At 71.2% G+C, this 21,907-nt stretch carries 17 protein-coding genes; 6 read left to right on the top strand and 11 right to left on the bottom strand.

Going from position 1 to position 21,907, the window contains the following annotated elements; translation table 11 throughout:
* Genes ACFRFH_RS04110 through ACFRFH_RS04095 form a run of 4 tightly spaced genes read right to left on the bottom strand, consistent with a single transcriptional unit; the run spans position 1 to position 6,293 of the window.
* Positions 1 to 723: a hypothetical protein gene (locus ACFRFH_RS04110; protein ID WP_382461734.1), complete on the bottom strand. Its 723-nt coding sequence runs from the start codon at positions 721 to 723 to the stop codon at positions 1 to 3.
* Positions 720 to 1,412 carry a TetR/AcrR family transcriptional regulator gene (locus ACFRFH_RS04105; protein ID WP_382461733.1) on the bottom strand — a complete coding sequence of 231 codons (693 nt, stop codon included), beginning with the start codon at positions 1,410 to 1,412 and terminating at the stop codon, positions 720 to 722. Before ACFRFH_RS04105 ends, ACFRFH_RS04110 begins: the two co-directional genes overlap by 4 nt.
* A gap of 45 nt (positions 1,413 to 1,457) precedes the next feature.
* Entirely contained in the window at positions 1,458 to 3,374 is a 1,917-nt protein-coding gene (locus tag ACFRFH_RS04100) for a YhgE/Pip domain-containing protein (protein ID WP_382461732.1), read from the bottom strand.
* 12 nt (positions 3,375 to 3,386) lie between these two features.
* Complete coding sequence (locus ACFRFH_RS04095; protein WP_382461731.1) at positions 3,387 to 6,293, bottom strand: MMPL family transporter; 2,907 nt, start codon at positions 6,291 to 6,293, stop codon at positions 3,387 to 3,389.
* 210 nt (positions 6,294 to 6,503) lie between these two features.
* Here ACFRFH_RS04095 and ACFRFH_RS04090 point away from each other — a divergent pair, with 210 nt between their 5' ends.
* On the top strand, positions 6,504 to 7,790 hold the full coding sequence (locus ACFRFH_RS04090) for an adenylosuccinate synthase (RefSeq protein WP_382461730.1): 1,287 nt from the start codon (positions 6,504 to 6,506) through the stop codon (positions 7,788 to 7,790).
* A gap of 13 nt (positions 7,791 to 7,803) precedes the next feature.
* Here the strand turns inward: ACFRFH_RS04090 and ACFRFH_RS04085 are convergent, their stop codons facing one another.
* On the bottom strand, positions 7,804 to 9,039 hold the full coding sequence (locus tag ACFRFH_RS04085) for a Fic family protein (protein ID WP_382461729.1): 1,236 nt from the start codon (positions 9,037 to 9,039) through the stop codon (positions 7,804 to 7,806).
* A gap of 130 nt (positions 9,040 to 9,169) precedes the next feature.
* Positions 9,170 to 10,453: a GNAT family N-acetyltransferase gene (locus ACFRFH_RS04080; protein ID WP_382461728.1), complete on the bottom strand. Its 1,284-nt coding sequence runs from the start codon at positions 10,451 to 10,453 to the stop codon at positions 9,170 to 9,172.
* Positions 10,454 to 10,549: 96 nt separating this feature from the next.
* Between ACFRFH_RS04080 and ACFRFH_RS04075 the strand changes: the two genes are divergently transcribed.
* Together ACFRFH_RS04075 and ACFRFH_RS04070 are read left to right on the top strand one after the other, a co-directional pair.
* Positions 10,550 to 10,864, top strand: a complete 315-nt coding sequence (locus ACFRFH_RS04075; RefSeq protein ID WP_370055044.1) for a chorismate mutase — start codon at positions 10,550 to 10,552, stop codon at positions 10,862 to 10,864.
* Positions 10,865 to 10,867: 3 nt separating this feature from the next.
* Complete coding sequence (locus tag ACFRFH_RS04070; protein WP_382461727.1) at positions 10,868 to 11,791, top strand: SDR family NAD(P)-dependent oxidoreductase; 924 nt, start codon at positions 10,868 to 10,870, stop codon at positions 11,789 to 11,791.
* Positions 11,792 to 11,810: 19 nt separating this feature from the next.
* Here the strand turns inward: ACFRFH_RS04070 and ACFRFH_RS04065 are convergent, their stop codons facing one another.
* Entirely contained in the window at positions 11,811 to 12,089 is a 279-nt protein-coding gene (locus ACFRFH_RS04065; protein ID WP_382461726.1) for a hypothetical protein, read from the bottom strand.
* Between the two features lie 102 nt (positions 12,090 to 12,191).
* Here ACFRFH_RS04065 and ACFRFH_RS04060 point away from each other — a divergent pair, with 102 nt between their 5' ends.
* On the top strand, positions 12,192 to 12,611 hold the full coding sequence (locus ACFRFH_RS04060; RefSeq protein ID WP_382461725.1) for an organic hydroperoxide resistance protein: 420 nt from the start codon (positions 12,192 to 12,194) through the stop codon (positions 12,609 to 12,611).
* A 24-nt stretch (positions 12,612 to 12,635) separates the two neighbouring features.
* Here the strand turns inward: ACFRFH_RS04060 and ACFRFH_RS04055 are convergent, their stop codons facing one another.
* The 3 genes from ACFRFH_RS04055 to ACFRFH_RS04045 all read right to left on the bottom strand — a co-directional run bounded on the left by ACFRFH_RS04055 (position 12,636) and on the right by ACFRFH_RS04045 (position 16,106).
* Positions 12,636 to 14,114, bottom strand: coding sequence for a glycosyltransferase (locus ACFRFH_RS04055; protein WP_382462727.1), 1,479 nt, complete (start codon positions 14,112 to 14,114; stop codon positions 12,636 to 12,638).
* Positions 14,115 to 14,188: 74 nt separating this feature from the next.
* Positions 14,189 to 14,884, bottom strand: a complete 696-nt coding sequence (locus tag ACFRFH_RS04050; RefSeq protein ID WP_382458032.1) for a CE1759 family FMN reductase — start codon at positions 14,882 to 14,884, stop codon at positions 14,189 to 14,191.
* Between the two features lie 34 nt (positions 14,885 to 14,918).
* On the bottom strand, positions 14,919 to 16,106 hold the full coding sequence (locus tag ACFRFH_RS04045) for an LLM class flavin-dependent oxidoreductase (protein ID WP_382461724.1): 1,188 nt from the start codon (positions 16,104 to 16,106) through the stop codon (positions 14,919 to 14,921).
* 242 nt (positions 16,107 to 16,348) lie between these two features.
* Here ACFRFH_RS04045 and ACFRFH_RS04040 point away from each other — a divergent pair, with 242 nt between their 5' ends.
* Both ACFRFH_RS04040 and ACFRFH_RS04035 read left to right on the top strand, forming a co-directional pair.
* Entirely contained in the window at positions 16,349 to 18,415 is a 2,067-nt protein-coding gene (locus ACFRFH_RS04040; protein ID WP_382461723.1) for a transglycosylase domain-containing protein, read from the top strand.
* Between the two features lie 55 nt (positions 18,416 to 18,470).
* On the top strand, positions 18,471 to 19,376 hold the full coding sequence (locus ACFRFH_RS04035; protein WP_382461722.1) for a DMT family transporter: 906 nt from the start codon (positions 18,471 to 18,473) through the stop codon (positions 19,374 to 19,376).
* Positions 19,377 to 19,456: 80 nt separating this feature from the next.
* Here the strand turns inward: ACFRFH_RS04035 and purL are convergent, their stop codons facing one another.
* Positions 19,457 to 21,775, bottom strand: a complete 2,319-nt coding sequence (gene purL, locus ACFRFH_RS04030) for a phosphoribosylformylglycinamidine synthase subunit PurL (protein ID WP_382461721.1) — start codon at positions 21,773 to 21,775, stop codon at positions 19,457 to 19,459.
* Positions 21,776 to 21,907: the final 132 nt, after the last annotated feature.

Here is a 21,907-nt window from a genome sequence, read left to right as displayed (position 1 = left end):
TCATGCGCCCTCCACGGACGGCTCGGTCTCGATCAGGTCAGGGAGATCGTCGGTGTCGTCCCGGCCCGGGTCTTCGTCGAAGGTCTGAGGTGTTGTGTCGGTGTCGTCGCCGGTGAACTGCCGCGACACGAGCGCGGACGCCGCGATGGCCGCCGCGGAGGCGTCGCCCGCGACGACGAGCACCGCGATGCCGCGCCCGGCGAGCTCGCGCGCGAACCGCCACCACTCCACGGGGTCGCCGCCGTGCCGGTCGGGCGAGACGATCACGACGCCCTCCACGCCCGTCCGCAGCAGCGCCAGCTCGGTGAGGAGTCGGATGCGCACGGTCGGCGGGACGGTCCCGATCGCGTACCGCGCGTACTCGGCGGCGCCCAGCTCGGCGAGGCGGCGGCGCACGGCGAGCGGGTGGGAGGCGAGGCCCGCGAACATCAGCTCCTCGGCGACGATCCCGGCCACGGTCACGTCGGGCGCCGGCTCGCAGACGTCGGGAGCGTCGACCAGCGCGATGCGCCGGCGCATGGCACCGAAATCGGCGCGGCCGTCGATCGTGACGGTGCCGGAGTCGGGCCGCATCCGCCCGGACGCGATCAGCCCGAGCACGGTCGGCCGCTGCTCGGTCTCGGCGCGGGACAGCGTGGACCGGCCTGTCTCGAAGCTGACGGAGGTCGCGGGGAGGGCGGCGTCGCGCGTGCCCTTGGCGACGGAGTCGAGGGTGAGCTTCATCGGGTGGTCGCTTCCGTGGTGGCCTGCGAGGTTCCCTGTACGGCGTCGAAGGCCAGCTCCGGCGTCCCCGCCAGCAGCTCGCCGGCCTCCTGCCACCCCATCCCGGCGGCGGACAGCGCGGCCAGGATGACCAGCCGGTGCCCATCGCGGTCGGAGAGCTTCGAGCGCGTCGCCTCGTCCAGCACGGACACGGCCGCGTGCTCGATGAGCCGCGTCACCGTCTCCCGGTCCAGGTCGGTGCGGATGGTGCCGTCCGCCATCCCGCGACCCACGGTGTCGCGCAGCCGCTCGCGGGCAGGGTCGAGCGCGCTGCCGACCAGCTCCCGGTGCGGCCCGCGCACGGCGAGGGCGGCGCTGACCCGGATGTGCTCCACCTCGGCCCAGAGCGTCGCGCCGAACAGCGCGATCTCCACGCGGGCGTCGGGATGCGACACCGGGTCGAGCAGCGCGGCCAGGCGGGCGGCGCCGCGCGTGAAGACGTCGATCAGCAACTCGTCGCGGTTGGCGAAGTGGCCGTAGACCGAGCGGCGGCTGAGCCCCGCACGGGCGGCGATGGCCTCGAGGGAGGCGTCGATGTCCTCGTTGAGCGCGGCGGCGGCGGCGACCAGGAGGGCCTCCCGGTTCGCGGCAGCGTCACGCCGTGGCGCGCGGGCGGGCGCGCCGGGGTCGGGCGCAGGGGTGGTGGGCATACGACGATCGTACTCTTCTTGCACACGAGTGTGCAAGTTAAGCGATCAGGCCGCGACCGCCCTCCCTCCCGCGACCGTCGGCAGCCGCACGCTGCGCCGCGCCGCGACGGCCGCCAGCGTCAGTGCGAGCGCCCCGACCGCGTACACGAGCAACGGTCCACACGAGCCGAAGGCCGCTCCCACGTCAGCGTTCGCTGCCGCGCGTAGCATCGCCAGCGCCGGCGCCGTGGGCAGGGAGGCCGCGAGCGACGTCAACGCGGCCGGCACGGTCGACGACAGCCCAGCGGTCAGTGCCACAATCCCCACGACCAGCGCCACCAGGCGGCCGACGCCCCCGAACGCCGCCGCCAGCGCCTGGTTGAGCACGCCGAACACCGCCCCGACGAACGCCGCCGCCAGTGCGAAGCCGAGCCACACGTCCGGCCGCAGGCCGAGCCCGAACTGCACGGCGCCCGCGACCACGACGCCCTGCGCGGCCCCGATCAGCGCCACGATCCCGGCCGACCGCAGCGCGATCCACGCAGAGGGGGTCGTCGTGAGCAGCATCCGGGACGGCACCGCGCGCCGGGCGAGCGCGGTCGCCATCCCACCCAGCCAGAGCGCGAGGACCGCATAGAGCGGGAGCGTCCCGACTCCCGTCGGCGGAGCCTTCTGGACCGCGACCACCGGCTGCGCGGCAACCGCGGACAGCGTCGTCATGTCGCTGTCGCTGTAGGTCGGGATGGACTGGGTCGCCTGCGCCAGGCCCGAGGCGAGCTGGGCCGCGCCCTGCGCCGTCTGGTCCGCGCCGGTCGCGGCGGAGGCGGCCCCCGAGCTCACCGAGGCCGCGCCGGAGGCCGTCTGCGCCGCACCGGAGGCGACCTGCGACGCTCCCGACGCGGAGGCGTCGATCCCGTCGACGACCGCGGGCATCGCGCTCGCCAGGGCGGCATTGCCGGAGGCGACGGCGTCCGAGCCCTGCGCGAAGGCCGACAGCCCGCTGTTCGCCTGCTGCAGCGTGCCGAGGGCGGCCGTGGCCCGGGTGCACAGCACGGCGGGACCCGTCGCGCAGAGCTGCGCGACCACCTGCGCGAACTGGTTCGTCGCGGAGCCCACCCCCGCCGACGCCTGGTCCGCCGCTCCCGCGAGCGCCGCGGACCCGGCCGCGAGCTGCTGGGTCTGCGCCGGCAGCGGCTGCGTCTTGGCGCTCAGGGTGTCGAGCCCTGCCGCGAGCGACTGGGCGCCGGCATCCAGCGACTGGGTGCCCGAAGCGAGGGTGGCCGCCCCGCTCGCCAACGACTGGGTGCCCTGCGCAAGCGTGGCCGCACCGGACGAGAGGGAGGCCGCACCGGAAGCCGCCGACCCGATCTGCTGGTCGATCGTGTTGAAGCCCGCGTACACGTTCTGGAGGTACTGGATGGTGAGCTGCCGGTCGAGCGCGGCCGTCGCCGCCTGCGTGACCGCCGCGGCCAGAGCGGGATCGACCAGCGCCGAGGCCGGACTGGTCTGCACGGTCACCTTCGCCTGCTTCGCGCTCGCCGCGGCGCCTCCGATGGAGGTCGCGTCCGCCGAGAACGACGACGGGATGGTGAGCACGGCCGCGTACTGACCGCTCGCCAGCCCGGAGGCCGCGTCCTTGTCGTTGGTCAGCACCCAGGTGAAGTTCGTGGAGTCGGTGGACGGCGGCGCCTCGGTCGGGCTCGTGCTCCCGGAGGCGGAGACCGTCGAGGCGCCCGCGATGAGAGACCCGGCGAACTGCCGCCCGAGCGGGATGGTCTTGCCGTTCTGGGTGACCGGAGTGTCATTGTTGACCACGGCCGCGGTCACCCGGTCGAGGTGCTGGACGGGTGAGAACAGCCCCCAGCCGAGCACGGTCACGACGAGCAGCGGCGCGAGGGCGAGCCCGACGAGGGTGATCACGCGCGTGCGCTCGGTCCCGGCGCGGGCGCCGAACGGCGCCCGGCCGGCGGATGGATCGGTCATGGTGCGCTCCTGTCAGGAGGGAAGGTGTGGGTCGAGTGCGGCGTCGTCGCGCTCGTCGGGGGTGGTGGGGGACTGGGGCTGGGCATGGCGGGGATGGGAGGGGTCGGGGTGTGCGTCGGGAGGTTCGGGGGTGGTTGCTTCTGCGGTGGGAGCATCGGTGTCTAGCGCGTCTTCATCGGGAGCCTGGCCGCCGTCGACCCGGGGCGCCGCGACCGGCAGCACGTCCGCGACCCCCTCCGGCGCTGTCGCCGCCAGCACCACCGCCGCACCCGCATCCGCCACCCGCTGCAACTCCTCCGCGAGCCGGCGCCGTTCCTCCCCGACCACGGCCTCCGCGCCATCCACCACGACCACCGCCGGCCGGCCCTCCGCCGCATCCCGCACCGCCGCGACCGGGTCCGCTGCCCGGCCCAGCCGCGCGACTCCCGCCCGGGCCCGCACCGACGACCGCCGCACCGGCAGGAGCAGCCCGTCCACTTTCATCCGCCCCGCCGTCAGCGGCGCGCGTCCTGCGATCGCCAGCGCGAGCGCCGTATGACCCGGCCCGGTGACCACGATCGCGCCGCCCGGCGGGACCAGCGCGTCGAGCGCACCCGACCCTCCTGCCCGGGCGCCGTCCGCCGCAAGCGCGTACACCGTCCCGGGCGCCGGCCACCCGGCCGCGTCGAGCTCCGCCTGCACGCCCTCGCCTTCGATGTCGAGCACGGGCAGCACGCGGTCCCACGACCGCGGCATCCACCAGGTCGCCCTCCCGAACAGCACCAGCACGGCCGGGATGAGCGTCATCCGCACCACGAAAGCGTCCACCGCGACCCCGACCGCGAGGCCGAGCGCGATCGGCTGGATCTGCGCGTCGCCACCGGGGATGAACGCCGCGAACACCGCGAACATGATGACCGCCGCGGCCGTGACCACCTTCGCCGACCCCTGGAAGCCCTTGTGCACGGAGCCCTTCGTGTCCGCTCCCAGGATGTGCTCCTCGCGCATCCGGCTCGCCAGGAACACCTCGTAGTCCATCGCCAGCCCGAACAGCACGCCCATGACGATGATCGGCATGAAGCTGATCACCGAGCCGATGTGCGCGACCCCCAGCGGCCCTGCGAGCCAGCCGCTCATGAACACGAGGCTGGTCACGCCGAACGCCGCACCGATGCTGAGCAGGTAGCCGAGTGCGGCCGTCACCGGCACCACGATCGACCGGAACACGATCGCGAGAAGCACGAGGGACAGCCCGACGACGAGGAGGGCGAACGGCAGTAGGGCGCCGCCGAGCCGCGCCGAGATGTCGATCCCGGCCGCCGTGTAGCCGGTGATGGAGAGGTCGATGCCGTACTCGCGCTGGAAGTGGTCGTGCATCGACCGGAGCTTCGCCACGAGCTCCTGCGTCGCCGCGGAGTCGGGAGCGCCGGTCGGGACCACCTGCGCGATGCCCGTGTCACCCGGCTCGTTCGGGGTGGAGAGCGGGACCGCCGCGACGCCGGGCACCGTCTTCAGCTCCGCGCCCAGGTCGTTCATCAGCCCGATCGGATCGGTGCTGCCGATCACGGAGCCGGTGGCGATGAGCGGACCGTTGTAGCCGGGGCCGAAGTGCTCGGCGATCAGGTCGTAGGCGATCCGGGCGGGCTCGTGCTCGTCGAGCGAGCCGGCGTCCGGCAGCGCCAGGCGGAGGGTCGCTGCCGGGAGCGCGACCAGGCCGAGCAGGGCGACGACGAGGACGACGGTGAGGATCGGGATGCGGGTGACCAGCCGAACCCAGAAGCCGGCGATCGGGTGACGGACGGCGGAAGGCGGTGGCGGCTTCGCCCCGTCCTGCTTCGGCCCGTCCTGCTTCGCCCTGCCCGGCTTCGCAGGCCCGACCGCCCGCGGCTTCCGCGTCTTCGCGTCACCTCGGTACCGCTTCGCCACCACCCGCATCCCCGCGAACCCGAGCAGCGCCGGCGTCAGCGTCATCGAGATCAGCACCGCGAACGTCACCGCGAGCGCCGCCGCCACCCCCATCGTTGTGAGGAACGGGATCCCCGCCACGCTCAGCCCCACCAGCGCGATGATCACTGTGACCGCCGCGAACACCACCGCCGAGCCCGCCGTCGCGACCGCGCGGGCGGCGGACTCCTCCGGCGCCATCCCGTGTTTCAGCTGCTCCTGGTGCCGGGAGATGATGAACAGCGCGTAGTCGATCCCGACCGCCAGGCCGAGCATGAGCGCGAGCAACGGCGTCGTGGAGGCGATGGTCAGCCAGTGCGTCGCCGCGAAGATCAGCGACAGCGACAGCCCGGCTCCGAGCAGCGCCGTGATGAGCGGGAGGCTCGCGGCGATCACCGACGCGAAGGTCGCGATCAGCACCGCGAACGCGACGACGATGCCGAGCAGCTCGGTCACGCTGATCCCGGCGACCGTCTGCGAGAAGAGCTGGCCGCCGACCGCGACCTGCGACCCTTTCGGAAGCGCGGCCTCCAGGTCGCTGCCCGCCTTCCGGATCGCGTCGGACGTCGACGGCAGCACCGCGGTCTGCGCGACCGAGAGCTGGACGGGCACGATGACGGCCGACCCATCCGCCGCGATATTGCCCGTGGACGGACCGCTGTACGGGGAGGACGCCGACGTGACCTGCGGGATCTTCGCGATCGCCGCCGCCGACGACTCGACCGCCGACTGGAACGCCGGATCATGTACGTCCGTCCCCTTCGGCGCGACCGCGACGAGCTGCGCGGAGGTGCCGCTGACCTGCGGGAAGGTGCGCGCGAGCGCGTCCTGCGCGTTCTGCGACTCGGTGCCCGGGATGCTGAAGGTGTTGTCCGTCCCGTTGCTCAGGAGCGCCGCACCGCCGAGCAGCAGCACGAGCGCTGCGAGCCAGATGACCAGCACGCGTCTGCGCGCCCGGAAGGCGGCGCGGCCCAGCAAGTACAGGAGCGACGACATCCCGGCCAATGTAGAGCTTCGCTCAGGTTCGCGACAATGCCCGTCTCTGCCCGCTGAGATCCCGCCGAGGGGCACGTAAACGCCCCTAAAACGCGCGGATAAGGGCGTTTACGTGCCCTTCGGCGGCCCGCAAAACCCGTCGCGATAGGATCGAGTGCGACGGTCGTCCGCGAGGCGCCGACGCACTCCCGACCCTCGAGAGGACGAAACGTGCCCGCGATCGTGATCATCGGCGCCCAGTGGGGCGACGAAGGCAAAGGCAAAGCCACCGACCTGCTCGGCAGCCGCATCGACTACGTCGTCAAGTTCAACGGCGGCAACAACGCCGGCCACACGGTCGTCGTCGGCAACGAGAAGTACGCGCTGCACCTGCTGCCGTCCGGCATCCTGACCGAGGGCGTCACGCCCGTGATCGCCAACGGCGTCGTCGTCGACCTCGAAGTGCTGTTCCAGGAGCTCGACGGGCTGATCGCCCGCGGCGTCGACGTGTCCCGCCTCAAGGTCAGCTCGAACGCCCACGTCATCACCCAGTACCACCGCACCATCGACAAGGTGACGGAGCGCTTCCTCGGCAAGCGTCAGATCGGCACGACCGGCCGCGGCATCGGCCCGACCTACGCCGACAAGATCAACCGCGTCGGCATCCGCATCCAGGACCTCTTCGACGAGAACATCTTGCGGCAGAAGGTCGAGGGCGCCCTCGACCAGAAGAACCACCTGCTGGTGAAGGTCTACAACCGCCGCGCCATCGGCGTGGACGAGGTGGTCGAGGAGCTGCTCAGCTACGCCGAGCGCCTCCGCCCGATGGTGGTCGACTCCTCCCTGCTGCTGCACCAGGCGCTGGAGGACGGCAAGTACGTGCTCTTCGAGGGCGGCCAGGCCACCATGCTGGACGTCGACCACGGCACCTACCCGTTCGTCACCTCCTCCAGCTCGACGTCCGGCGGCGCCGCGACCGGCTCGGGCATCGGCCCGAACCGCATCGACCGCGTCATCGGCATCGTGAAGGCGTACACGACGCGCGTCGGCGCGGGCCCGTTCCCGACCGAGCTGTTCGACGAGTGGGGCGAGTTCCTCCGCGAGCGCGGCTTCGAGTTCGGCACCACCACCGGCCGCCCGCGCCGCACCGGCTGGTACGACGCGCCCGTCGCCCGCTACACGGCCCGCATCAACGGCGTCACGGACTTCGTCCTCACCAAGCTGGACACCCTCACCGGCATCGAGCGCATCCCGGTCTGCGTCGCCTACGACGTCGACGGCGTGCGCCACGACGAGGTGCCGTCCTCGCAGACCGACTTCCACCACGCGACGCCGATCTACGAGGAGTTCCCCGGCTGGACCGAGGACATCAGCGGCGCCCGCACGTTCGAGGACCTCCCGAAGAACGCGCAGGACTACGTGCTCGCCCTGGAGGCCATCTCCGGCGCCCGCATCTCGGCGATCGGCGTCGGCCCGGCCCGCGACGAGATCGTCGTGCGGCACGACCTGGTGGACTAGGGGCGCTGCTCGGTCAGGCGCCGAGCAGCGCCTGGAGCTCCGGATCGCTGCGCCGACGTGCCCGCGCGGCGATCCGCCAGTCGAGCGATCCGAGCTCGTCGATGATCGTAGTGACGGCCCAGACGCGGTTGCGCTGGCGGTTCGTGATGCGGAGCGTGATCCCCGCGTGCTCCACCCGCTCGAGCGCCTCATAGGTCGCGGACGTCGAACGCCCGATCCGTGCCTCGACCGACTCCGCGTCGAACACCGGGCTGTCGAGCAGACCGTCGACGACCGCCGCCAACGCGCTGCCCGGGCGGGGTGAGAGCGCTGCGGCCCACTCGCCGGGGAGCGCGCGGATGACGCGCACGGACTCCAGCGCCTCCTCGGCTGCGATCCTGGTGGCGTCGGCCAGCTCCCGCACGATCGGCGTCGCCACCCCGCGGCGGTACTCGGTCAGGAGGTCGAAGTAGCCGTCCTGGTCGGCGGCGAGGGCGGAGGCGATCGGCGGCGTCGTGATCGACGTCATCCCCCTGCGCCGGTAGATCGCACCGATCAGCGCCCGGCCGATGCGCCCGTTGCCGTCGGTGAACGGGTGGATCGACTCGAACTGCGCGTGAGCGATCGCGGCCTGCGCGATGACGGGGATGTCGTCGCGGTTGGCGAAGGCGAGGAGGTCGTGGAGAAGCGGGAGGACCCGCTCGGGAGCGGGCGGGACGTGATCGGCGCCGATCGGCGAGAAGTCGCTGCCGCCGATCCAGTTCTGTATGTCGCGGACCCGGCCGGCGTAGTGCGCCTCGCTCGGATCGTCGGAGAGCAGTGTCCGATGTGCGTCGAGCATCGACTCGAGCGTGATCCGCCCCGTGGTGCCGGCATCGTCGATCATCCGCGTGATGGCGCGCGACGCCGAGACCATCGCGGTGGCGCTCGTGTTCGCCCGGACGCCGGCGAGCGCGCGGGCGAAGTCCTCCGGAGTGGCCTCGATGTGCTCGATCTTGGAGGAGGCGATGGACTCGGTGCGGATCAGGAACGCGGAGATCGCGCCGACTCCCGGGCCGGTGTCGGCGTCGAGCGCGGCGAGGGCGCGGATCGCGGCCTCCTGCGCGACCTGGACGGCCGGGTCGCCGGAGTACACCCGGTCGGCGATGAACGGCGGGATGGTCGCATCGACGGACGTGAGTGTCCGGTCGGCGCGTGATCCGCGACCGCTCCTGCTTCGCCACGGGACGGCCTCGAGCTCGTGCGGAACCCAATCGCTCGCATCGCTCATGGCGCCCCCAAACCCGGAATGACAACTCCGCTATTCCGATTCAAGCACCATTCCCCGGAATAAGCGACTCGTTATTCCGGTTTTCACCCCCTAACCCGGAATAACTATCCCGTTATTCCGGCCTCCTCCCTCAGAACCACGTACTGAGTCGCGGCGGAACCGTCGTCCGGAACAGCCGGTCGAGTGCCTCCGCGTCGCCGTGGAGGCGTCCCGCCAGCGCCAGCCCGCGCGCCAGGTCGTGCCCGAGGTAGACGCTGCCGAGCGCCTCGACCGGCAGCGTGACGTCCGGGGCGTCGGTGGTCGACTCCACGCGCGCCTCGCCGTCCTCCACGATCAGGCGGTAGCGTCCGCCGGCGAAGCCGAGCCCATCGCTCACCTCCAGCACGAGGTCGCCGTCGCTCTCGTAGCGGCGGGCGGTGAGCGTCGCCGGGACGTCGAGGATGCGCACCCAGAGGTGGTCCTGGACGCTGGTGATGCGGGCGCCGCGGATGTCCTGCACGAGCAGCTGCACCGGCTCGTCGACGCCGCGCGTCCAGGCCTTCACCTCGGCGACGAGGTCCAGTTCGAGGAGATAGCGCCAGAGGGCGGTGAGCGCGGCGTCGGTCGCGGCCGCCAGGTAGTTCACCTCCACGACGTGACGGGAGAAGTCCTCCTCACCCCCGCGCACCACGTAGCTGACGAAGCCCTCCGGCCGCCCGTCCGGGGAGTCGTAGCGCACCAGGAGGTACCGCGCCGCGTCGTCGTCGCCCTTCAGCGGGCCGAGGAGGCGGTCGGCGAGGTACGGTTCGAGGCCGATCTCGCCGTGGCGGGAGACCATGGCCTCGGCGAGGACGGCGCGGCCGGTCTCGCGGTACTCGTCGGGCGTGGTGAACGAGAGCCGGCCCGGGGTCGGGGCGCCGGTCCAGCGCACCCGCTTGGCGTCCACGCTCCAGCCGGTGACGAAGGTCGCGGGCCCGAAGCCCCAGCGGCCGTAGATCGTGGACTCGGAGACGGTCAGGATCGCAGCGGGGATGCCGAGCGCGTGCGCCGTCCGCAGCTCGGCCCCGAGCAGCGCGGTCGCGACCCCCCGTCGGCGGTGCGTCGGCGCGACCGTGACGGAGCTGATCGCCCAGGAGTTCAGGCTGCCGCCGCCCGGGACGGTGAGCGGCGCGACCCACGAGTTGACCGTGCCGACCGGCGTGCTCACGCCCTCGTCGTAGACGGCGGTCGTGCGCCGCCCGCCGAAGCTCGTCCGTGCCTCCTCGAGGACCTCCGCCGACGGCCGGCGTCCGTGGAAGCCGCGCATGTCCGCGACGATCCACGCGTCGAGGGCGGCGGTGTCCTCCAGATCGACCAGGGCGAGCCGGAGGCCGGCCTCCGCCAGGTCGGCCGTCGAGCGCGCGTCCAGGGGTGCGGTGAAGTGCGACTGGGTCATGGCTCCACCGTATCGGGGCGGTTCGGCGTGAGAACAGGACCGTCATCCGCCGACCACTGCGGCCGACGTCCCCCCTCCGCCCGGTAGGGTCGGAGCATGGCTGAGAACGAGTCGACCGTGCAGGCGCTGGAGCGGCTGCGGAGCATCCGGCAGAGCATCGACAACATCGACGCGGCCGTCATCCACATGCTCGCCGAGCGGTTCAAGTTCACCCAGCAGGTCGGCGCTCTGAAGGCCGAGCACGGCCTCCCGCCCGCCGACCCGGATCGCGAGCGCGAGCAGATCCAGCGCCTCCGGGTGCTCGCCGAGGAGAGCCACCTCGACCCCGCGTTCGCCGAGAAGTTCCTCAACTTCATCGTGGCGGAGGTCATCCACCACCACGAGCGCATCGCGTCCGAGAACGGCCGTTAGGCGGTGGCCTGGGACCCGACTGAGCTTCCCGACGCCCACGACAAGACCGTCGTCATCACCGGCGGCAACGCCGGCGTCGGCTACTTCACGGGTGAGCAGCTCGCCAGGGCCGGCGCCCGGGTGGTGCTCGCCTGCCGGGACCAGGAGCGCGCGGAGGGCGCGGTCGCGGCCATCCGCCGGCGGGTTCGCGGAGCCCGGGTGGAGGCCACGCCGCTCGACCTGACCGACCACGCCTCCATCGACGCCCTCGCCGCCTCCCTGCTCGAACGCGAGCGGGTCGACGCCCTCGTGCTCAACGCGGGGATGGTGCACCCGCCGCGCGAGCACCGCACCGACCGCTACGGCAACGAGCTGGTCCTCTCCACCAACGTGCTCGGCCACTTCCGCCTCGTCGCCCGCGCGTTGCCTGCCCTGGAGCGCAGCGAGGGCGCGCGCATCGTCTCGCTGGGGTCGCTCGCGAGCCGGCTGGGGACGCTCCGGCTGGACGACCTCCAGCTCGAACGGTCGTACACGTCGTGGCGGGCGTACTCGGGCTCGAAGATCGCCGCGCAGGTGTTCGGGTTCGAGCTGGAGCGCCGGCTCCGCGCCGCGGGCAGTGGAGCGACGAGCCTGGTCGTCCATCCCGGCTACTCGACCTCCGGCCGCACGCCCGGCGTCCACGGCGTCAACCAGCCGAGCCGTGCCAAGCGGTTCGCCGACAACCTGCAGGCGGCATGGACGCAGGGCAAGGACCACGGTGCGTGGGTCCCGGTGCGGGCCGTCCTCGATCCGACCCTGACCGCCGCCGGCTACCTCGGGCCGGCCGGGCTCACGAAGGGCGCGCCGTCGAGCGGGCGGGCGACGCGGGCGTCACGCTCTCCGCGCGCCGGGGCTCGACTGTGGCCGCTGCTGGAGGCCGCGTCGGGTCAGGAGTTCACCGTCCGCTGACGAGCGGACCGTTCGCGCGTCAGTCGTCGACGACGATGGAGAGCAGCCGCTGCCCCTCCGGCACCTTGGCGCGCAGCGCGTCCCGGGCGGCCGGATAGTCGGCCCCGTCGGCCTCGATGTGCTGCGTCGCCGACTCCCGGATGACCGCGGTCGCGATCACGCGCCCGCCGCGGGGCATCGCGTTGTGCACCTCCAGCAGCTCGAAACCGTCCGGCACCTGCTCCTTGACGGCCGCGCGTGCCGACTCGGCGTCGTCGGCCTCGGCGGTCAGCTCGCGGGTCTCGGTGGTCTGCGTCACGCCGTGCACTCTCATCGCACGCAACGCTACCCGAATCCGTGTACATCAGGATCCTGGGCGCGCTCTCAGCGGACGCTCAGTCCCGTCGACTGGGCTGTCCTCATGGACATCGCCTACACCGCCATCGCGCACGCCTCCGGAGGCGGTCGCGACGGCCACGTCCGCAGCGAGGACGACCTGCTCGACCTGGACACCCGCCCGCCGCGCGAGCTCGGCGGCTCGGGAGAGGGCACCAACCCCGAGCAGCTCTTCGCGGCCGGCTTCGCCGCGTGCTTCCTGAGCGCCATCCACGCGGTGGGCCACGCGCACAAGCTGGACACGTCGGACTCCGCCGTCTCGGCGAGCGTGGGCATCGGCGACAACGGCGCGGGCGGCTACGGCCTCACCGTCGAGCTGGACGTCTACATCCCGCGCCTCGGCCGGGAGACGGCGGAGGAGACGATGGAGAAGGCGCACCACGTCTGCCCCTACTCCAACGCGACGCGCGGCAACGTGCCGGTCAAGCTGACGCTGGTCGACTGACCGCGTCCTGCTCCGGTCGCCGCGTCAGCCCGCCGCGACCCGCCCGACCTTCTCGGTCTTGTCCCAGCGCGCCTCGGCCCCGACCAGCTCCTTGAGGTAGGAGTCGAACGTGATCGCGCAGAGCAGCGATCCGTATCCTGCCAGGTAGATGAGCGTGGGCGCCAGCCAGCGTCCCGCGCGGGTGCGCTCCGACCGCCGGGCGAGCCAGGCGACGACCATCGAGAACGGGATCCAGATGTAGATCGCGAGCGTCAGGATGAACAGCGCCTCCGCGCTCAGCGTCATCCCGAACAGGCCGGGCAGCCAGACCAGGGTGATCGGCGGGAACAGTGCCGTGATCATCACGAGCATGTTGATGATGCCGGGGAACAGCAGGATGTGGCCGAGTTCCTTGCGACTGGTCTTGGCGTCGGTGAGCGAGCCGAGGATGAGCACGAACAGGTAGGCGAGCGCCGCCGAGATCCAGAGGACGCGGAAGACGGTCGCGGCCAGCTCGTTCTGCAGGAAGAGCAGCCCGGCGAGCCCGATCGCCGAGGTGATCATGATCAGCGGCAGCAGCCACAGGCTGAACCAGACGATGCCGAACGTCCACGCGCCCAGGTGGTGCACCTTCGACGGGCGGAACCAGACCTTCGAGTAGCGCGACGTGACGGACACGTTGCCGCGCGCCCAGCGGAGCCGCTGCTTCCAGAGCGCGTCGACCGCGCGCGGCTCCTCGGCCAGGACGTGCGCGTGCGGCTCGAACACGACCTTCTTGCCGTGCAGCTGCGTCTCGAAGGTCGTGATGGTGTCCTCGGCGAGGGTGGAGGTGTCCACGCGGCCGCCGATGGCCAGCAGGTTCTCGCGGGTGTGCAGCTGGGCGCCGCCGGCGAGGCAGGCCTGGGCGCCGAGCACGTTCTGCGCGCGCCGTGCGGCGGGCTGCGAGAGGACGTACTCGACGCTGACGAACTTGGTGAGGTAGTTGCGGTCGCGACTGCCCTCGCGGATGTACGCGGAGACCGCGCCGACCTCGGGGTCGGCCAGGTGCCGGGTCATCCGCCGCAGCGAGTCGGGCAGGTAGATGACGTCGGCGTCCATGATGAGGAGCGCCTCCATCCAGTCCTCGGCCAGGATGCGCTCGATGCCGTGGTTGAGGGTGTGCGCCTTGCCCTGGCCGCCCTGGTCCCGGCGCAGCAGGAACACGCTGCCCGGATACTGCTCGGCGCGGGCGCGCACGACGACGGGGGTGTCGTCGGTGCTCGCATCATCCACCACGTAGATCCGCAGCGCGTCCTTGGGGTAGTCGAGGCTCATCAGCCGGTCGATGGAGGCCCCGATGACGGCGCCCTCGTTCCAGGCCGGCACGACGATGGCGACGCGCGGGAGGTAGGGCGCGGCCTTCTTGTAGTGGTTGATCCAGGCGTGGAACGGGATGACGACGAACGTCGCCGCTGCCGCGATCACCGGGATCAGCCCGGTCAGCGCGAGGATCAGGCACACCGCGGCGCCGATCCACTCCAGCACGCCCAGCACGTCCACGCCGCTCCCCTTCGTCTCCGACAGAGTACCGCGAGCGGGCGGCCGGGCAGGCCCGCGCCTCAGCTCCGCGCCGGGCCGCCCAGCGTCCCACCCGCCGCCAACCGCATCAGGTCGGACCCCAGGTCGATCCCCAGCTCGTTGCCGCCGGCCGAGCCGTACTCGTGCTGGTAGCTGTTCCACGACGTGTCCTTGATGCGGGCCTCCACGCCGGTCTCCATCAGCACGACCAGCTCGCGGGCCGCGCGGTCGATCCGCTTGCCGAGGGAGTTGTCCTGCCAGTCCTCGGTCGACGCGAAGACCGAGGTCGGCGCCGTCATCGTCCGCAGGTAGGCGAACATCGAGCGCATCTGCTCGTCGACGACCAGCGCGTGCCTGGCCGTCCCGGCGGTGGCGCCGAGGATGACCGGCTTCGCGATCAGGAGGTCGTTGTCGAGCACCTGGAAGAACGAGCTGAACAGCCCGCTCGGGCCGGCCTTGTAGACCGGAGCGGTCGCGATGATGCCGTCCGCCGCCGCGAGCGCCTCGATGGCCGCCGTGAAGCGCGGGCCGAGGTGGCCGGACGCGAGCGCGCCGGACAGCTCGGGGAGCAGCTCCCGCAGGTCGAGGTTCTGCGTCTCGACCGTGTGGCCGTCGCGCTGGGCGGCGGCCTCCACGCGCAGGGCGAGGCGGTCGGCGAGCATCTTGGTGGACGACGGGTCGCTGACGCCCGCGTTGACGACGACCACCCGGAACGGGCGCTGGTCGGTGCTGGTCATGGTGTCCTTCTCTCGCAATCGGTGCGCCAGGCGCTCAGAGCGCCGGGTAGTCCGCCTGGAACTCGTCGGCCGAGTCCTGATAGGGGGAGGCGCCGGTCACGTTGTCGCCGCGATTCGCGTTCGGGCGCGGCTGGCGCGGCGCGGCGTCGCCGTACTTGGCCGCGACGAGCGACGCGTGGGTCGGCGCGTCGGGCGTCGACGGGTCCTTGCGGGCCTCGGTCTCCTTGCGCAGCACCGGAATGACCTCCTCGCCGAGCAGGTCGAGCTGCTTCAGCACCGTCTTCAGCGGCAGGCCGGCGTGGTCCATCAGGAACAGCTGGCGCTGGTAGTCGCCCGCCCACTCGCGGAAGGTCAGCGTCTTGTCGATGACCTCCTGCGGGCTGCCGACGGTCAGCGGGGTCGCCTCGGTGAACTCCTCCATGGTCGGGCCGTTGCCGTAGACCGGGGCCTCGTTGAAGTACGGGCGGAACTCCTTCTTGGCCTCCTGCGAGGTCTTGCCGATGTAGGCCTGGCCGCCGAGCCCGACGATCGCCTGCTTGGCGGTGCCGTGGCCGTAGTGCTCGAAGCGCTCGCGGTAGAACGCGATCAGGCGCTGGTAGTGCTCCTTCGGCCAGAAGATGTTGTTCGCGAAGAAGCCGTTGCCGTAGAACGCGGCCTGCTCGGCGATCTCGGGGGTGCGGATGCTGCCGTGCCAGACGAACGGCGGCACGTCGTCGAGCGGGCGCGGGGTGGAGGTGAAGCCCTGCAGCGGCGTGCGGAACTTGCCCTCCCAATCCACGACGTCCTCGTGCCACAGCCGGTGCAGCAGGTTGTAGTTCTCCAGCGCGAGCGGCAGGCTCTGGCGGATGTCCTGCCCGAACCACGGGTACACCGGACCGGTGTTGCCGCGGCCGAGCATGAGGTCCATGCGGCCCTTCGACAGGTGCTGCAGCATCGCGTACTCCTCGGCGAGGCGCACCGGGTCGTTCGTGGTGATCAGTGTCGTGGAGGTCGTCACGATCAGCCGCTCGGTGAGGGCGGCGATGTGCGCGAGCAGCGTGGTGGGCGACGAGGAGAAGAACGGCGGGTTGTGGTGCTCGCCGATCGCGAAGACGTCCAGGCCGACCTCCTCCGCGTGCGTGGCGATCTTCACGATCGCGTCGATGCGCTCCGCCTCGCTCGGGGTCTCGCCGGAGACCGGGTCGCGGGTGATGTCGCTGACGGAGAAGATTCCGTACTGCATTGCTGGCTCCTCAGGTTCGTTCTCGCCGTATCTATGCAAACGCATATAACGACGCCGAGCTGGAAGTATTCCCGGCGGGGTGGCACCAGCATGGCGCATCGGGCGGAGGGTGAGCCAGAACCAGCGATCTCCCGCCGTGCGTATATCACACATCAGGCTTTTCTCAGCCGAGTACGGCAGGCTGGAGCGTTATGGGGGAAGAGAAAGAATCGAATCGATCACGTCGTCGCGGCGCGTCCGCGGTGGCCTTCGTCGGGCTCAGCGTGACGGCCGGGGTGCTGGTCAGCGCGATGGTGGCGCCGGTGGTCGCGGTCGCGGGGGTCGCGACGGAGACCGGCATCCATCTCTTCGAGACGATGCCGGAGGCGCTGACCGTGGACGCGCTCGCGCAGACGACCGACATCTATGCGAAGAACCACGACGGCGAGCCGGTGCTGCTGGCCTCGGTCTACGAGCAGAACCGCAAGAACGTGGGATGGGACGACATCTCCCCGTTCGTCAAGGACGCCCTCACCGCCACCGAGGACCCGCGGTTCTACACGCACGGCGGCGTCGACATCCCGTCGGCGCTGCGCGCTGCGATCGGCAACGCGTCCTCCGGCAAAGTGGACTCGGGCGCATCGACCATCACGATGCAGTACGTCAAGAACATCCTGATGCAGCGCGCGGAGGCTATCCGCGACAAGGACGAGCGCACGGCCGCTTACAAGGAGGCCACCAAGACCAGCATGGACAGGAAGCTCCGCGAGATGCGCCTGGCCATCGGGCTCGAGAAGGCGCTCCCGAAGGACCAGATCCTGCTCGGCTACCTCAACATCGCGCACTTCGGCGGGACCGTGTACGGCATCGAGGCCGCGGCCGAGTACTACTTCGGAGTGACGGCAGCCGAGCTGACGCTCGCACAGGCCGCCGCCCTCGTCGCGACGGTCAACGCGCCCAACGACTTCCGCATCGACGACCCGGACAACATCGGCGACAACAAGTTCCGCCGCGACAACGACGTCCTCGCCGCCATGCTGGAGGAGAAGAGGATCACCAGGGCGCAGCACGACGAGGCGGTCGCCACCCCGATCGAGCCGAACATCACGCCGCCGTCCACCGGCTGCCGCACCGCGAATCCGCTCGGCGCCGGCTTCTTCTGCGACTACGTGCAGCGCGTGATCGAGAACGAGAACGTCCTGCCGGATGCCGCGGACCCGTCGTACAGCAGCTTCAAACGGGGCGGCTACGACATCTACACGACGCTCGACCTCGACCTGCAGGCGTCCGCCGTGGCGGCCGTCGACGCCTACGTGCCGAAGGCGACGGAGGTCCTCGACATCGGCTCGTCGCTGGTCACCGTCGAGCCGGGCACCGGCCGCATCCTCGCGATGGCGCAGAACAAGGACTTCAACGCCGACCAGGACGAGACGTCGGCGGAGAACACGGCCGTCAACTACAGCACCGACTCCGACTACGGAGGATCGAACGGCTTCCAGGCCGGCTCGACGTACAAGGTCTTCACCCTGGCGGAGTGGCTGAAGAACGGGCACTCGCTCAACGATGTCGTCAACGGCGACTCGCGCGCGCTCACTCTGTCCTCGTTCAAGGACAGCTGCCAGGGATCGGGCTCCGGCACGTACTCGCCCAAGAACGACAGCGGTCAGAAGCAGGGGAACATCTCGGTGCGGGCCGCGACCGCCGGGTCGGTGAACGGGGCATACTTCTCGATGGCGCAGAAGCTCGACCAGTGCGAGATCCGCAAGACGGCCGAGGCGTTCGGCGTGAAACGCGCCGACGGCAAGCCGCTGACCTCTTATGTCTCCGACGTCCTCGGCACCAACGAGGTCTCGCCGGTGCGGATGGCCGCCGCCTTCGCCGGGATCGCCAACGAGGGCGTCTACTGCGCCCCGATCGCGATCGACCGCATCGTCGGGCCCGACGGCACCGAGGTCCCGGTGCCGGGCTCCTCCTGCTCGGAAGCCGTGAGCCCGGAGGTCGCCGCGGCCATGACCTCCGCGCTGCAGAGCGTCGTGCGCAACGGCACGGGCTCGGCGTCGAACCCGGACGACGGCGTGCCCGTGTTCGGCAAGACCGGCACGACCGACTCCGAGAAGGACACCTGGTTCGTGGGCTCCACCACCCGCCTGGCCACCGCGGTCTGGGTCGGCAACGTGACAGGGGACGTGTCGCTGCGGCGGTCCAAGGTCGGCGGCGTCCAGGCCGACCAGCTCCGTCACCGGGTCTGGAAGCAGTACATGACGGCCGCGAACACGGTGTACCGCGGGGAGGGCTTCCCCGAGGCGTCCCCGCGTCCCGTCCGCGACTAGCCGCCACGTCCGATTTCCGCCGGTCGGCGTCGGCGGGAGGCCATATCCTCGACGAGTGAAGGTCGCTCTGCAGTTCGTCGCCATGGGTCTCGTCTGGGGCGCCAGCTTCCTGTTCATGAAGGTGGCGCTGGAGGGCGTCTCGTTCGGGCAGGTGGCGTGGGCGCGGCTCGTGTTCGGGGCGCTGACGCTCGGGATCATCGTGCTCGTCACGCGCAGCAGGCTCCCGAAGCAGCCGATCGTCTACCTGCACTTCGCGGTCGTGGCGGTCACCTACTGCGTGGTGCCGTACCTGCTCTTCGCGTGGGCCGAGCAGTACGTGTCCTCCAGCCTCGCCAGCATCTACAACGCCGTCACCCCGATCACCACCGCGATCCTCGCGACCGCCGCGTTCCGGGTCGAGAAGCTCAACCGGGACCAGGTGCTCGGCGTGCTCGTCGGCGTCGTCGGAGTGGTCGTCGTCGTGGGGCCGTGGACCATCGCGGCGCTGTCCGGCAGCGTGTGGGGCCAACTCGCGTGCCTCGGCGCCGTCACCTGTTACGGCTTCAGCTTCGGGTACATCCGGAGGTTCATCAGCCACCGGGACATCCCGGCGACGTCGGTCGCGTTCCTCAACATCGGCATCGCAGCCGTGATCATGCTGCTACTGACCCCGGTCGTGGCCCTGTCGCCGGTCGCCTTCAGCTGGCCGGTGCTGCTCAGCCTGCTGGCGCTGGGCGCGCTCGGCACGGGCGTCGTCTACATCTGGAACATGAATGTGCTGCGCGCCTGGGGCCCGACCGCGACATCCGGCGTGACCTATGTGACGCCGGTGGTCGGCGTCGCGCTCGGCATCCTCGTCCTCGGCGAGCACCTGAGCTGGAACGAGCCGGTCGGCGCCGCGGTCGTCCTGTGCGGCATCCTGCTGACGCAACAGCGCGTGCGCCTCTTCACCCGCCGCCAGGCCGCCCTCGTCGCCGACTAACCTCGCCGAGGGGCACGTAAACGCCCCTAAAACCGCGTTTTAGGGGCGTTTACGTGCCCTTCGACAGAAAGGCGGGAGCGTTACGCGACCGTGGGGCCGAAGTGCTCGGGGAGCGTGGAGCGGTGCACGCCGCGCAGCTCCTCGATCCCGACCGTGAAGAGGTCCTGCACCTCGAGCACGGGCTGGGCGCCGACCTCGGCGTCGGTGACGCCGATGCGCAGCAGCGGCACGCCGCGTCCCTCGCAGAGCCCGCGGAACTTCACATCATCCTCGCGCGGCACCGAGACGATGACGCGGGCGGTGGACTCGCTGAACAGTGCGGTCGCGGCGTCCACGCCGTCGCGCTCCTGCAGCTCGCCGAGCCAGACGCGCGCGCCGACGCCGAAGCGCATGACGCTCTCGGCCAGGGCCTGGGCGAGGCCGCCGTCCGCGAGGTCGTGCGCTGCAGAGACGAGGCCCTCGACCGAGGCCGCGTGCAGCGTCTCGGCCAGGGTGCGCTCCGCCGCGAGGTCGACCGCGGGCGGGCGGCCGCCGAGGTGGCCGTGGATCGTGCCGGCCCACGCGGAGCCGTCGAGCTCCTCGCGCGTGACGCCGAGCAGGTAGATGTTCTCGCCCTCGTCCTGCCAGCCGGCCGGGACGCGGCGGGCGACGTCGTCGATCACGCCGAGCACGCCGACGACCGGGGTCGGGAAGATCGGGGTGTCGCCGGTCTGGTTGTAGAAGGACACGTTTCCGCCGGTGACGGGGATCTCCAGCTCGAGGCACGCGTCGGAGAGGCCCTGCACCGCCTGCGAGAACTGCCACATCACCTCGGGGTTCTCCGGGCTGCCGAAGTTGAGGCAGTCGGTGACTGCGGCGGGCACGGCGCCGGAGGCCGCCACGTTGCGGTACGCCTCCGCGAGGGCGAGCTTGGCGCCCTGCTTCGGGTCGAGCTGGCAGTACCGGCCGTTGGCGTCGGTCGCGATGGCGAAGCCGAGGCCGCTCTCCTCGTCCACCCGGACCATGCCGGAGTCGTCCGGGAAGGAGAGCGCGGTGTTGCCGCCCACGAAGTAGTCGTACTGGTCGGTGATCCAGCTCTTGTCGGCCAGGTTGGCGCTGCCGAGGAGGGCGAGCACCTGCTCGCGCAGCTCGTCGCCGGTGGCCGGGCGCGCCAGGACGGCGGCGGTGTCGGCCTGGAGGGCGTCGATCCAGGTCGGGTAGGCGACCGGGCGCTCGTACACCGGGCCGTCGACGGCGACCGTGCGCGGGTCGACGTTGACGATCTCCTCGCCCTTCCAGTTGATGACGAGGCGGCCGGTCTCGGTGACCTCGCCCAGCACGCTGGTCTCGACGTCCCACTTGGCGGTGACGGCGAGGAAGGCGTCGAGCAGCTCGGGCTTGACCACCGCCATCATGCGCTCCTGGCTCTCGGACATGAGGATCTCCTCCGCCGTGAGCGTTGGGTCGCGCAGCAGCACCTTGTCGAGCTCGACGAACATGCCGCCGTCGCCGTTGGAGGCGAGCTCGCTGGTCGCGCACGAGATGCCCGCGGCGCCGAGGTCCTGGATGCCCTCAACGAGCTTGTCGCGGAACAGCTCCAGGCAGCACTCGATGAGCACCTTCTCGGCGAACGGGTCGCCGACCTGCACGGCCGGGCGCTTGGTCGGGCCGCCCTCGGAGAACGTGTCGGAGGCCAGGATGCTCGCGCCGCCGATGCCGTCGCCGCCGGTGCGGGCGCCGAACAGGACGACCTTGTTGCCCGCGCCGGACGCGTTGGCGAGGTGGAGGTCCTCGTGGCGCAGCACGCCGACCGAGAGCGCGTTGACCAGCGGGTTGCCCTGGTACACGGAGTCGAAGTAGGTCTCGCCGCCGATGTTCGGCAGGCCGAGGCAGTTGCCGTAGAACGAGATGCCGGAGACGACGCCGTGGACCACGCGGGCGGTGTCCGGGTCGTCGATGCGGCCGAAGCGCAGCTGGTCCATGACCGCGACCGGCCGGGCGCCCATCGAGATGATGTCGCGGACGATGCCGCCGACGCCGGTCGCCGCGCCCTGGAACGGCTCGATGTACGACGGGTGGTTGTGCGACTCCACCTTGAAGGTGACCGCCCAGCCCTCGCCGACGTCCACGACGCCCGCGTTCTCGCCCATGCCGACCATGAGGTTCTTCTTCATCGCCGGCGTGACCTTCTGGCCGAACTGGCGCAGGTAGATCTTCGACGACTTGTAGGAGCAGTGCTCCGACCACATCACCGAGTACATCGCCAGCTCGCCGGAGGTGGGGCGGCGGCCCAGGATCTCGCGGATCTGGATGTACTCGTCCTCCTTGAGGCCGAGCGCCGCGAACGGCTGCTCCTTCTCCGGAGTCGCGGCGGCGTTCGCGACGGTGTCGACGACATGCTGGACGGTGGTGTCGGTCACGCGGGCACTCCAGGCTGCTGGCGGTGGCGGGGGATGGATCCCAGTCTACCGGCGCTCAGGGGCGCACTGTCCCGGGCGAGTGGCAGGATGTGGACAGGTGCCGTTGTGCACAGACCACCGCCGGACGAAAGG

Origin of the sequence: Leifsonia sp. NPDC056824 (genome assembly GCF_042789575.1) — a bacterium.
In the GTDB taxonomy this organism is placed as follows: Bacteria; Actinomycetota; Actinomycetes; order Actinomycetales; family Microbacteriaceae; genus Leifsonia.
Note: the sequence above shows the minus strand (reverse complement) of the source record. Positions and strands in the feature narration are given on the sequence as shown.

Excerpts from the sequence above, each read along its gene's own strand:
- ACFRFH_RS04095 (WP_382461731.1), bottom strand. The coding sequence starts at position 6,293 with ATGTCGTCGCTCCTGTACTTGCTGGGCCGCGCCGCCTTCCGGGCGCGC.
- ACFRFH_RS04080 (WP_382461728.1), bottom strand. The coding sequence starts at position 10,453 with ATGACCCAGTCGCACTTCACCGCACCCCTGGACGCGCGCTCGACGGCC.
- ACFRFH_RS04050 (WP_382458032.1), bottom strand. The coding sequence starts at position 14,884 with ATGACCAGCACCGACCAGCGCCCGTTCCGGGTGGTCGTCGTCAACGCG.
- ACFRFH_RS04100 (WP_382461732.1), bottom strand. The coding sequence starts at position 3,374 with ATGACCGATCCATCCGCCGGCCGGGCGCCGTTCGGCGCCCGCGCCGGG.
- ACFRFH_RS04045 (WP_382461724.1), bottom strand. The coding sequence starts at position 16,106 with ATGCAGTACGGAATCTTCTCCGTCAGCGACATCACCCGCGACCCGGTC.
- ACFRFH_RS04110 (WP_382461734.1), bottom strand. The coding sequence starts at position 723 with ATGAAGCTCACCCTCGACTCCGTCGCCAAGGGCACGCGCGACGCCGCC.
- ACFRFH_RS04085 (WP_382461729.1), bottom strand. The coding sequence starts at position 9,039 with ATGAGCGATGCGAGCGATTGGGTTCCGCACGAGCTCGAGGCCGTCCCG.
- ACFRFH_RS04060 (WP_382461725.1), top strand. The coding sequence starts at position 12,192 with ATGGACATCGCCTACACCGCCATCGCGCACGCCTCCGGAGGCGGTCGC.
- ACFRFH_RS04105 (WP_382461733.1), bottom strand. The coding sequence starts at position 1,412 with ATGCCCACCACCCCTGCGCCCGACCCCGGCGCGCCCGCCCGCGCGCCA.
- ACFRFH_RS04075 (WP_370055044.1), top strand. The coding sequence starts at position 10,550 with ATGGCTGAGAACGAGTCGACCGTGCAGGCGCTGGAGCGGCTGCGGAGC.